Consider the following 13,447-nt stretch of genomic DNA (forward strand, 5'->3'; position numbering starts at 1 on the left):
ATCTTAACAAATAAATATGAAAAAACTATTAAGTTTTGTTTTTATTTTTTTTAATTTTAGCTTATTCTCGTGTTCTTTTAATCTTGCAAGCCAAAACTATGAACAAATAAAAGTTTTAAAAATAACTGATGGAGATACGATAGAAATTTTAAATAAAGATAATCAAAAAGAAATTATTAGGTTATATGGTGTTGATACTCCTGAAACTTTAAAACCTCGTTACAATGATGAACAATTAGCTAAATATGAAGATCAATATGCTAAACTTGCTAAGCGCAAGCTTATTACTAAAATTCAAAATAATTCAAAGATTTATATTCAAAGAATTACTAAAGATACATATAAAAGAACAGTTGCTTTAGTTTATTATAATGAGCCTTTTAATTATTCATCTAATTCATTAATTAATTCTTGATTAATTTATGAAGGTTTGGCAAGAGTTGCATTTATCCAAGCAGAAAGTCCTAAAAAAGCTTTCTATACTCAAACTAAAGATCAATTTGAATATTATAAAACTATCTTAGAAATAGAAAAAGTGGCAAGTAGTAAGCAAAAAGGGTTTTGAAAACACCCTATAAGCCAAGTATTTTACAAAAAATTAACATAATTATTATTATTTGTTATAATATATATTATATATTATAAAATGATAATAATTAATATTTAGGAGGCTTAAATGAATGATAAAAGACAAAATTATGACGCATCTGCTATTGCTCATTTAGAAGGTTTGGAACACGTTAGAAAACGTCCTGGAATGTATATTGGCTCAACATCAAAAGCCGGATTGCACCATTTAGTATGAGAAATAGTTGATAACTCAGTTGATGAAGCCATGGCTGGCTTTGCTAACAAAATTCAAATTACAATAACTAAAGATAATCAAATTAGAGTTCAAGATAACGGACGTGGTATTCCAGTTGGCATTCACCCACAATTTGGCATTAGTGCTTTAGAAGTGGTTTTAACTAAGTTAAATGCTGGTGGTAAATTTGAATCAGGAGCTTATAAAGTTAGTGGTGGGCTTCATGGTGTTGGCGCTAGTGTTGTTAATGCTTTAAGCTCCAAGCTTGAGGCATGAGTTAAACGTGATGGAAATGTATATTATGCACAATTTGCTAATGGAGGGGCAACTATTCAAAGCATCCATATTATTGATAGTTACCAAGGAAATGAATCAGGAACAACCATACAATTTGCTCCTGATTACACCATTATGGAAGAAATTCCATTTGATAAAAGTTTAATTGTAGATCACGCACGTCAAATTGCTTATTTAAATAAAGGATTATTTATTAGTGTCCAAGACCAAAGAGATGAAAGTTATGTTGAGTATCAATATGATAATGGAATTGTGGATTATGTTAATGAGCTAACTAAAAGATCTTCAAAAATTACAGATATAATTTATGCAACTAATAATTATATTTATCGTCATGAAATAACTAAAAAGGAAGTAAATATTGGCATTGAAGTTGCCATGCAATATTTAGATGATTTTTATCGTTCAAATTTAATTTCTTATACTAATAATATTTCAACTCATGAAGGCGGAACACACCTAAGTGGCTTTTATGATGCAATTATGCGCTTAGTTAATAACTATGCCCTGGAAAAAAATTATATTAAAGCAGAAGCTGATAAATTTTCAAGAGATGATTTAGTGGAAGGTGTTGTAGCAGTTATTTCTATTAAACACCCTGAACCACAGTTTGAAGGACAAACTAAAGGGAAACTTGGTTCTAAAGATGCAAGAAAAGCAGTTAACGAAGTCTTTTCAGAAGTCTTTGAGCGTTTCTTAAATGAAAATCCAAATGTTGCTAAAAAAATTCTTGAAAAAGCTTCTATGGCTCGTAAAGCACGAATTGCCTCAACAGCTGCTAGAGATAAAGAACGTAAAAAACTTCCTTTTGAAACAGGATCTATGCCTGGTAAACTTGCTCCTTGCTCTTCAAAAAATGCAGAAATATGCGAATTATTCATTGTCGAAGGTCAGTCAGCTGGTGGATCAGCTAAAATGGGAAGAGATAAAGTCTTTCAAGCCATTTTACCTCTTAAAGGTAAAATTCTTAACACTGAAAGAGCAAAACTTGAAAGCATCATTAAAAATGAAGAAATTATGTCTTTAATTACTGCAATGGGAGCTGGTCTTGAAAGTAATTTCAATATTAACAAATTAAGATACCATAAAATCATCATCATGACCGATGCTGATGTGGATGGAGCTCATATTAGAACCTTATTATTAACCTTCTTTTATAGATATTTTAAACCTTTAATTGAATATGGATTTATTTATATTGCTCAACCTCCTTTATTCAAAATACAACAAAATAAAACCAGTTTTTATGCTTTCAATGATAAAGAAAAAAATGAAATCATCGCAACTTTAAATCCGAATATTAAAATCACAATACAACGTTACAAAGGTCTTGGTGAAATGGATGCGCAGCAACTACGCGAAACAACCATGTTGCCAGAGAAACGTAAAATGTTACAAGTTCAAATTGAAGATGCTTATCGTGCTGATAGAATCTTTGAAACTTTAATGAGTGAGAATGTCGAACCACGCCGTGATTTTATCTCACAAAATGCAAAATATGTCCAAAACATCGATCTATAGATATTCATTAATTTGGATATCTTTTTTTATTAAATTTAAATAAAAAAACAATACAAGTTATAACTTGTATTGTTAGTAAAAATTAAAATCCATTGTAATATCAAATTGCTAAAACAATTACAACAGCTAGTAAGATTACATAACCTAAAGCATATAAGATAAGAGCTCAAAATCCTGCAGGTCAATTATCTTTAGTAGGAGCTGCTTCAACTGGTTTTTCAACAATAACTTCTTTAGTTACCTCTTTGAATACTTCGATAGGTTTTTCCACAATAACTTCTTTAACGATCTCTACTTCTTTAACAACTTCAACTGGTTTTTCAATCACTACTTCTTTAATTACTTCTTGCACTTGAACACTTGGAACAAGTTTTTCAATAGTTTCAAATGATTCAAAAACTACGAAGTGTGATTTTTTGCATGAAGATTGCGCAAGAGCATATTTATAATCTGCTTCAGGAACAAATGCAACGTGTTTGTTTCCATATAAAACAAATGACACAACACGAGCTAATCTTGCATTTTCTGCTTTTTCTTTGTAATATACAAAGCTTTCAGCACCATACTCTACATCTTTAGAACCTTTAACTTTTTTAGCTAATTTTTGGGTAGATCATGCTAATGATTTAGCAACTAATTTTAATAGTTTTTTGTCTTCAGGTTCATAAAGTTCATTTGTTAATGATTTTTGTGCATTTAAAACATTTCTTAATTCAGTTTCAATTTCTCTAAAGTCTCTTTCAGAAGTTACTACTTCATGATCAAATGAAACTGCAACTCTTTCAAGTTTTTTAGCATATAAAGCTAAAGAACGTAGTTTTGTTGTTTTACATCCTTCATAGAAATAAACAAATTTAACTTTGTCACAGTCATTTTTAGAACAAGTAATTTGTGTTGCACCAGGTTTTTCAACAATAACTTCTTTAATGATTTCTACTGGTTTTTCGACAATAACTTCCTTAATAACTTCAACAGGACGTTCTACTTCAATTTCTCTAAATACTTCAACTGGAATTTCTCTTAAAACTTCTTTTTCTATATAAACAGGAACTTCTCGAAATACTTCACCACTTGCAACTGGTTTTTCAACAATAACTTCTTTGATTACTTCTACTTCTTTAATAATTTCAACTGGTTTTTCAACTTGAACTTCCTTAATAACTTCAACAGGGCGATCAATTAAAACCTCTTTAATAATTTCTACTGGAATTTCTCTTAAAACTTCTTTTTCAATATAAACAGGAACTTCACGAACTACTTCGTGAACTTTTTGTTCAACGACAGTCTTAGTTTCTAAAGATCTATTTTTAAGTTCTTGAATCTCTCTTAGTAATGCTTCTTTGTCATGATTGCTGTCTTGAAGTTTATTTTTAAGCTCTTCAATTTCTTTTGAAGATTTTCCATCTAAGTTTTTAAGTAATTCATCTAGAGAGTTAAGTTCTTTAGTTAATTCTTCTATCTTAACATCTTTAGAATTTTTTCTCACTGGTGGTACAAAATCATCAGTTTCAGGGAAGTATGTAGTTTGGTCTTCTAAAACTTTAAAATCAATATCTGGTGTTAAAGTTGCTAAATGATTTTCAACTTCAAAGAAGTTAATTGTATTTGACTTAGTTAAATGAATTTCTTTAGCAATATCATCATAAGCTAATTTACCATCGTATTTTTCAACTTCAAGCTCATATTCTAATACTTGGTCTTTATTGAAAACTCCATAAACATGTCCTCCCCAAATTTTTTTAGGTGTATGGAATTGTGCTCATGATTCATATCTTAAAGATAAGAATCAATTTAAAGCATCTTTACGAGTTTTAAAAATAGCAAGTGCATTTTTAAGCTTTGGATGTCTTAATACTCATGGAAATTGCTTGTTTAAGTTTGGTTTATACTCACATAGTATACGTTTCATATATTTACTACTCCTTGTATTTTAAGTAAAATAAATTATAAATAAGATTAATTTTAATCAAAAATATTATAAACATTTTTAGATTATTTTAAAACATTTTTTCTATTTAATATAATAATATTTGTTTGAAAATAATCTAAATAAGTTTTATGTATTTAATCCTAAAGTATTTATTTTTATTTCCAAAAATATTTTAAAAAATATAGTAAAATTATTTATAACTTATGAAAATAATCACAACTAATAAAAATTCATATCGAGATTATGAAATCTTAGAGAAATTTGAAGCAGGCTTAGCACTTGAGGGTTGAGAAGTTAAAAGTGCTAGGGCTGCAGAAGTTTCTTTAACTAATTCATTTTGTTCAATTTATAAAAATGAATTATGATTAAAAGATGCTTTTTTTAAACAATATATGCAAGTAAAATGTAACGAAACAAAGGATCGTAAATTATTAATGCATAAACATGAAATTCGTAAGCTTAAATTTAAGTTAGAATCTCAACCTCTAACTTTAATTCCTTTAAAACTCTATTTTAATAAAGAATCTACTATTAAAATAGAACTAGCCTTAGTTAGAGGCTTAAAAAAATATGACAAGCGAGCGAAACTTGCTAAAGAAGAAGCTGATAAAAGAATTTTAAAAACCCTTAAAAACTATTAAATATGGGGATATAATGGTTTCGACATGTGTGGGTTCTTAGTTATGGCAGTAGTGCGGGAGACTATAATTCCTACTAGGCTTTCTTAAACGGAAAATCTGAAGAAAAAGTTGCTACATTAAGTATGTACCAACAACAAGCAAACCTTGCTTTTGCGTAATTATTAGCTAGCAAGTTGTTTAATTAATGCTCCTTACGTTAATTAAACAGGTCTAATAAGGATAGTTATTAAGTTTGCGCCTTAATAATGAAAGTAGCAAAATAATATAAGTTGTTTTGGTTATTTTTTGCTTGTATTATTATTAAAATAACCTAAACTGTAGAAGTAGCTAAGCATTTACATGTGGACACGGGTTCGACTCCCGTTATCTCCACCAAATTAAACTTAATTCAAGCAAAGAAAAATCTTCTTTATTTCTTCGTTTTAAACTAATATTTTATAGAAAGGAGGTATTATGACAATAAATCATGAATCTGCAATAAAGTTTTGAATTGAAACATATGGCAAAAAACAAGAAGCTTGAGATTTTACAGGCTGTAAAATCGTAAAAGCAGCTTACAATGACCGTAATTCAAATTATGGTTGAAATATTGACCATATTTATCCAAAAAGTCTTGGCGGAACTGATAATTGAGACAATCTTTGTATCTGTCATATTTTAACAAATGACGAAAAGTCTAATAAATTCCCTGTTTTTAATTCAAACAATAAAACCTATCAAATTAAAACAATAACGGAAGATGACAATTTAGAAAACTAAATTAAAAAATAACACTTAATTCCCAAACATTATATATATATATATATATAAGTGCTTAATGTACTGTATGTCTATATATATGTGTAATCACTTATTTTGTAAATAAAACTATCAAATTACCTTTTGTTTACAGAAAAATTCAGCTAGCCATTAAAAATTAAATTATTAATCTTAAAATGACAAAAAAATCTGTAAGAATAATTCATTCTAACAGAACAAAATATATAACCCTATCTTTTCAAAAGATGGGGTTTTCATTTATTTTTTAATAAATAACTTCTTAATATATATATGTTATAATAATATAAGTTATATTAAAAATATAGTAAGCAATTTTACAAGAATTTAATATCTTTTTAAATAAAAGCATAATAAAAGAAATAAACCTATGAATTTTTTGATAATAATAAAAAAGAAAGGAATTAAACAATGCCTAAAAATAATATTGTTATAGAAACAAATGATTGAACATTAGTTACTGAATACAAACGAGATGATATCAAAAAAGTTAAACAATTGTCAAACAATGAATTAATCCAAGAATTTATTAACTTACTTCAACAACAAGCCTACCAATATCTAGAAATCAAAGATAATAATACTTTAGTAAATAATTTAAGAAATAAAATTGAACAACTAAATAACTATAAATTCAGTGATTTTGATTGAGATAAATTTTATAAGCAACAAATCTTAATGAAAGATAATATTAATATTATTAATGAAACTAGAACTATTCAAGAAGACTATATTAAAAACTTTCAAGAACAAGAAACAAAGAAAGATATTAATATTAAATTAATTGATAAAAAAGATATTTATAATAATAAATTACAAATAATAAACCAATATGGAGACCAAGAAGTTTCTAAAGACAAATATTGTCATAATGTAACTATTTTAGTTAATGGTTTGCCACTTGTACACATTGAACTTAAAAAAAGAGGTATTCCTCTTCAAAAATCTTTTAATGAAATTAAAAATTATCATAATGTTCGTTTTTGGGAAGACAAAGATACTTTATTTAGATATATTCAAATTTTTGTTATTTCTAATGGTGAGGATACAAAATATTATTCAAATACTATTAGATATCAAAAACTTGAAAATGAGAAAAATCACGGAAGTAAAGGAAGTAAGTATGGATCTTTTCAATTTACTTCATATTGATCAGATTTAAAAAATAATAAAATCGCAGACTTAATAGGCTTTGCAAGAACATTCTTTGCCAAGCATACTATTTTAAATATACTAACTAAATATTGTGTTTTTAACGTTGAAAATGATTTATTAGTTATGCGCCCATACCAAATTGCAGCAACTGAGAAAATTATTAATAAAATTAAAATAAGTCAATTAAATAACTTAGAATCTTCTAAATCTGGAGGTTTTGTTTGGCATACAACTGGTAGTGGTAAAACTCTAACTTCTTTTAAAACTGCAAAATTAGCTACAAAACTTGATAATATTGATCGAATTTTATTTGTAGTTGATCGTAAAGATTTAGATCATCAAACCGAAAAAGAATTTAATAATTTTCAAAAAGGTTCAGCTAATGCTACTAAGAGCACTAATGCTTTGAAACAAAATTTAGAAATAACTGATAAAGATAAACGCTTGACAATAACAACAATTCAAAAATTGTCAAATTTTATTGAAAGAGAATATAATCATCCTGTTTTTAAAGAAAATGTGGTATTTATCTTTGATGAATGCCACCGCTCTCAATTTGGTAAAATGCATAAAAATATTGTTAAACATTTTAAAAACTACTTTATGTTTGGACTTACTGGTACTCCTATTTTAGTTGAAAATGCTAAGTCTAAAGATGAAAAAACTTCATTTAAACAAACAACTGAAGAATTATTTGGCGAAAAATTACATACATATACTATTGTTGATGCTATCAATGATAAAAACGTTTTACCATTTAAAGTTGATTATTTTTCAACTATGAAAGCTAAAGATTTTATTGAAGATAAAGAAGTTGATAAAATTGACCATAAAGTATTATTAAATCCACAAAGAATTAGCAATATAGTAAAATATATTTTAGATAATTTTAATGTCAAAACTAAGAGAGATCAAAAGAGTTCTTCTAAAACTAAAACAAAAGGCTTTAACTCTATTTTTGCTGCTGAATCAATTGAAGCAGCCCAAAAATATTATTTAGAATTCAAAAAACAACAAGAAATATTGCCTAAAAATAATAGAATAAAAATTGGGATAATTTATTCATACAATGCTGGGTCTGAAAATGAAGAAAATAATGAAGATGCAAATAACTTAAATGATAATGATAAAGAATTTTTACAGTCAGCAATTCAAGATTACAATGAAATGTTTGGCTCTTCATATGATGTTTCTAACAATTTCTATGATTACTATAAAAATATTTCAAAAGTCACAAAAGATAACAAACTAGATATTTTAATTGTGGTTAATATGTTTTTAACTGGTTTTGATGCTAAAACTCTAAATACTTTATGATTAGATAAAAATTTAAAAATGCATGGTTTAATCCAAGCATTTTCACGTACCAACAGAATCTACAACAGTGTAAAACAATTTGGACATATTGTAAGTTTTCGAGATTTATCTAAAGAAGTTGAAGAAGCTGTATCTTTATTTTCTAATAAAGATGCTCAAGGTATTATTTTATTAAGGCCAATAAGTGATTATTGATTTGGTTATAACGATGAAAATGGTAATTATAATATAGGATTTAGTGAAATATGTGCTAAATTAAATAAAAGATACCCTTTAAATGATGGGATTCTCAATATTCCTAATGAACTAAAAAGAGACTTTATTAACGATTATAATATTTACTTACGTTTACTTAACATTGTTTCTACATTTGAACATTATAAAATAATTGTTGATCCTACTTCCTCTGAACAACAAATCTCAAATTCTTATAAAATAACTTTAAATCCTGAGAGTCAAAATAACGAAATCAGCCAAAATAATAATTTAAACATAGAGCAAGATGAAGAAAGTATAACCACTGTTGATCCAAACTATATAAGATTTGAACCTGATAAAGATAGAGAAAATATCTTAAACCTTCATACTAATGATTATAAATATAAAGATCAATATTTAGAATATATTGAAGCAAGACAAAAACAAAGAAATGATAATGAAAATATTAATAAAATCATTGAAGAGATTGATGATGATATTATCTTTGAAATGGATTTAATCAGGCAGCAGGATGTTAATATTGATTATATTCTTTCATTATTAGCACAAAAAACGGATCAAAGCAATTTAACAAAAGAAGAAGTAATCAACATTATTGACATTGTTAAAGGTTCAGAATCACTTAGAAGTAAACGTGAATTAATTTATAAATTCCTAGAAAGTATTAACGGAACAAAAGATATTTCTACACAATGGAACCAATTTTCTGAAGTTGAAAAAAAAGAAAAATTAGATCTACTTGTGTATGAAGAAAAATTAGATATTGATAAAGTTAGAATTGTTATTGAGGATGCTATAAGAGAAGGAAAATTATCAATGGAAGGTGATAACTTCGATAAAATGTTTAAAGAAAAAGGCTCACTATTTATTAGTAGTTCAGTAAAAAATCTTAATGAAAGAAAGTATAGAGTTTACGAAAAAATTGAAAAATATATGGATGATTTTTACAAATGGTAAAAAATATTTGGATTTTTAGTCCAAATATTTTTTTATAAATATAAATCTTAATACTACAAGTTTCTATTAATTAGAAATGTCACATGCAAGTTTTTTGCATGTGACATTGTTTTTGTCTGCCTTGTAATAAAATAGTTGTATTAATAAATTTTAAAAAATGAAAGGAAACTTTAAAATTATATGAAAAATTTAGAAAAATATATTTGTGTTTTTGACAAATATCGAAAAGAAAATGAATATCAACATTTTAAAATTGAAGAGAATCACAACACTATTTTGAAAATGCAAGGAGCACTTGAGACGCAACGAAAATTACGAATAAGCCAAATCGATCTAGAACAACTTTATAATATTTTACAAGAACCTTCTGAAGGCTTCTCAATCCAAGAAGTAGCTAAGATTTTTGATAGAGACATTCGAAGCATAAAAAGTAAAATCGAAATTATTACAAATTGCAGACCATTGAGTTTAGATAAACACAATCGCTATGTTTGTCCTAAGTGCTTAAAAAGAGTAATGAGCGTTAAAACTCTTAATTTTGCGAAGCTATACGAACATTTATTAGGCTATTCATTTTCGCGACTCTTTTTTGTAAGTGATGCAATTAAAGAGAAATGAAAGGCCTACAGAAAGTATTGGTATAGTGAACTTAATACATACAATAAAAATAGAAATAAAAAGAATTTAGTTCAAAAAGAAGTTAAGAAATCAGTTACATACCTTGTCAATTCTTTTAAAAAAATATCACCTGATGAATTTGCTCCCTCACCTAGTACAATTTATAAAATAATTAAAAAATACCCTTATTTCCTTGAATTTGACCACATTGTCAAAAAATCTGAAAGAAAATATGGAACACGGAAGCAAAAACAAACCAAACCTAAAACATTAAAATATGCAACAGAAATTTCAAAACGTCCAGATTATATTAATGATGGCTTAGAACATGGTCATTTTGAATTAGACACCGTTATTGGAAAAATCAATGATACATATTGTATTGTAACCATAATTGAACGGCAAACCAGAATGTCTTATGCTATGCTCTCAAAACGTAACTCCAAAGCTATAAAACAAACTCTTCTCAAACTAATCAGGAAACATAGCTTAGACATTAAAACTTTAACAGTTGATAATGGTAGTGAAAATGTCTTATTACACCATGTCATTCCAACTGAAAGATTATTTAAATGCCAACCATATAGTTCATGACAAAAAGGTTCAATAGAAAATATGCACCGCTTAATTAGGTATTACATTCCCAAAGGAAAAAGCTTTGATAAATACTCTCAGCATGGAATTGATTATATGATGGATAAAATAAATAACTACCGACAAGTTGTACGGCAATATAAGATAACCTAAAAATTTTTTAAATCCCCCGCCCTTGATTGCAATCAAGGGGGCCTTACTTTTGAAAAAGTAAGCAAAACCGACGAGAAAACACTAGTGTGTTTTCTGTTTTAGCATACATTTTTTATGTAAAATTTATGTTAAAATTAGAAGGAAATTATTTTGTTAATATCTCGCATGTGACTTTTCCAAAAAACATACTACAAGTTTCATAACTTTTTACTTCCAATATATATATATATAATTAGTATGAAAACATAAATTTATTTATTTTAAATTTAATTACATAAATATATACAACAATTCATTATGGAGGTAAAAATAATGAAATTACGTAAATTTACACTTATAACAACAAATATTTTAACAATTACAACCTTAGGGGCTGTAAGTTGTACTTCACAGCAAAAACCAAAAGATCCTGAGCCTACGCCTCAACCTGATCCTAATGTTACAGCTGCAAATAGTTTTAAAACAACTCACTCCGAAGTTTTAAATAAAACTATAAGTAATATAACTTTACCTGATGAAGCTAAGGTTACAGCTGCTTTAAGTGCCTATAACTCATTACAGCAAGCTGTTAAAAATAATTTAACAAGCCAAAAAACCTTATTAGATAATTTAAATGCTAAGATTTTGGAGCTTAAACAAGCACAAAACAAACCAGCTCCAGCACCTGCTCCTGATCAAACTGAAGCAGCAGCTAATAATTTTAAAAATACTCATGCTACTGTTTTAGCTAAAACAGTAGATACTCTTGCATTAGAGGATGAAACTAATGTTAATAATGCTTTAAATGCATTTAATAATCTTGAACAAAATGTTAAAGATAAATTAACTAGTGAAAAAACATTATTAGATCAACTAGTTGCAAAAATTGCTGATCTAAAAGAGCAAGCTCAAAATAATCAAGGAACTGGTAAAGCTGAGCAACCACAAAGAAACACAGGACCTAACTTTGGTGGTACTGATCAATTTGGTGGTGATCCAGCAAATCCTGTGACATTAAATTTATTTGAATTTAGTGAAGCTGATGACTTAGGAGCTAGATTTGATAAATTATTAAAAGAATATTTAGCAAAAGATGCACAAAAGAATGACCAAAGATTAAAACAAATGCAAATTTATGGTCCTACTAATGAAACAAACCAACAAGTATACCTTTCAATCCAAGGATCAGGTGGTAAACCTGAGACAGCTCTTTTAAAACTAAAAGAAACTTTTGAAGTAGCTAAACTTGAAGGAACAGTTAATAATCAAAAGAAAAGATTTATAGCAGAATTTAATACTGAAACTAGAGTGTTAAAAATCACCTATAAATATGATAATAAAGAATACTATGATTCATTAACTATTCCTGCTGCTAAGCCTGCAGCGCCTTCTCAAGATACGCAAAATAATCAAGTTCCTAAAGAAACTACTCCTTTAACAGAGCAACCAAAACAAGAAGAGAACAAAAGTACTGAAACTCAAAATCCTGATTCAAGCAACCCTAATGAAAACAATACACAAAATAATAAAGATACATCAGGAGGAAATACTGATGGAAATTCACACTCAACACAAAACAAAGAAAATACTCAAAGTGATGCTAACAAAGGAACAAGTTCATCAACCCAAGCAGATGCTCCAGATCAATCTGGAACAGCTAGCAACTCAGATAATTCAAAAAGTAATAGCACTGAACAAGTAGCCCAAGAAACAAAAGAAGATACTAGTGATAATAATCAAGGAGAAAATAAATCTAATCAAAAAACTCAGGAACCTACTAAACCTCAACCAAAATTAGCTGAATCAAATACTAAAGTTGAATCTGTTATAGTTTCAAAAGATGATAGATATAGAAGTTATATTATTTTAACTATAACTTCAACAAAAGAAGTATATGAAAAATTAAAAAATAAAGATTTTAAATTTGAATTAAGAAACGAAAATAATCAATACTCAGATGACACAACAAATGGTGTTCCTAATGAAAAATCAAGATTTGTAAATGATAATAATGGAATTGTTACATTTAAACTGTTTCCATACTATCCATGACCTAATGGAACATATACATTAACAAAACTATGAGATATTCAAGAAGAAAAACATAATTTATTAGATGGTAAAGAATATAAATTTACCATTTCAAGTGATAAAGTTGAAATGGTAAATACTAATAGTTAACTTAAATAAACAATTAAAAATTTTGCTATGTTTAATTCTTCAAATATTTTTTATATTTCAACAAAAAATGTAAATTATCATAATTAAAATTTAAACCAGGTAACATATTCTTGTTACCTGGTTTAATTTAGTTTAAATTTAATATTTATGACTAATATTTTTTAATTTTAGTTATATTATTTAGTTAAACTCATTAAGTAATTAAAATTAGTAGTATCATAATTTCATTCTAATTTATTAATTTCTATTTTCTATTTTTAGAAATGGTAAATAATTCTTGATAAAAAATCATGAGCCACAATA

General features: G+C 27.0%; 8 protein-coding genes and 1 other RNA gene. 8 read left to right on the forward strand and 1 reads right to left on the reverse strand.

The window, feature by feature from the left end:
- Nucleotides 1-16 precede the first annotated feature (16 nt).
- Both EXC44_RS00945 and EXC44_RS00950 read left to right on the forward strand, forming a co-directional pair.
- Entirely contained in the window at nucleotides 17-607 is a 591-nt protein-coding gene (locus EXC44_RS00945) for a thermonuclease family protein (RefSeq protein ID WP_129621092.1), read from the forward strand.
- Between the two features lie 69 nt (nucleotides 608-676).
- Complete coding sequence (locus EXC44_RS00950) at nucleotides 677-2,623, forward strand: DNA topoisomerase subunit B (RefSeq protein ID WP_129621099.1); 1,947 nt, start codon at nucleotides 677-679, stop codon at nucleotides 2,621-2,623.
- Nucleotides 2,624-2,705: 82 nt separating this feature from the next.
- Here the strand turns inward: EXC44_RS00950 and EXC44_RS00955 are convergent, their stop codons facing one another.
- Nucleotides 2,706-4,532: an MAG3090 family protein gene (locus EXC44_RS00955; protein ID WP_129621102.1), complete on the reverse strand. Its 1,827-nt coding sequence runs from the start codon at nucleotides 4,530-4,532 to the stop codon at nucleotides 2,706-2,708.
- 224 nt (nucleotides 4,533-4,756) lie between these two features.
- On the opposite strand from EXC44_RS00955, the gene smpB reads away from it, so the two are divergent.
- The 6 genes from smpB (at nucleotide 4,757) to EXC44_RS00985 (ending at nucleotide 13,144) form a co-directional block, all read left to right on the forward strand.
- The gene (gene smpB, locus EXC44_RS00960; protein WP_129621105.1) at nucleotides 4,757-5,194 is read left to right on the forward strand and encodes an SsrA-binding protein; all 438 of its coding nucleotides are present in this window, start codon (nucleotides 4,757-4,759) and stop codon (nucleotides 5,192-5,194) included.
- 4 nt (nucleotides 5,195-5,198) lie between these two features.
- Nucleotides 5,199-5,569: a transfer-messenger RNA gene (gene ssrA / locus EXC44_RS00965) on the forward strand.
- A gap of 78 nt (nucleotides 5,570-5,647) precedes the next feature.
- Nucleotides 5,648-5,953, forward strand: a complete 306-nt coding sequence (locus tag EXC44_RS00970) for an HNH endonuclease (protein WP_129621108.1) — start codon at nucleotides 5,648-5,650, stop codon at nucleotides 5,951-5,953.
- A gap of 429 nt (nucleotides 5,954-6,382) precedes the next feature.
- Nucleotides 6,383-9,619 (forward strand): type I restriction endonuclease subunit R, encoded by a 3,237-nt coding sequence (locus EXC44_RS00975; RefSeq protein ID WP_129621112.1) that lies wholly within the window; start codon nucleotides 6,383-6,385, stop codon nucleotides 9,617-9,619.
- A gap of 180 nt (nucleotides 9,620-9,799) precedes the next feature.
- Entirely contained in the window at nucleotides 9,800-10,984 is a 1,185-nt protein-coding gene (locus tag EXC44_RS00980) for an IS30 family transposase (RefSeq protein WP_129621115.1), read from the forward strand.
- A 312-nt stretch (nucleotides 10,985-11,296) separates the two neighbouring features.
- The gene (locus tag EXC44_RS00985) at nucleotides 11,297-13,144 is read left to right on the forward strand and encodes a hypothetical protein (RefSeq protein WP_129621117.1); all 1,848 of its coding nucleotides are present in this window, start codon (nucleotides 11,297-11,299) and stop codon (nucleotides 13,142-13,144) included.
- The last annotated feature ends 303 nt before the right edge of the window (nucleotides 13,145-13,447 follow it).

Source organism: Mycoplasmopsis bovirhinis (genome assembly GCF_900660515.1).
Classification (GTDB): Bacteria; Bacillota_I; Bacilli_A; order Mycoplasmatales; family Metamycoplasmataceae; genus Mycoplasmopsis; species Mycoplasmopsis bovirhinis.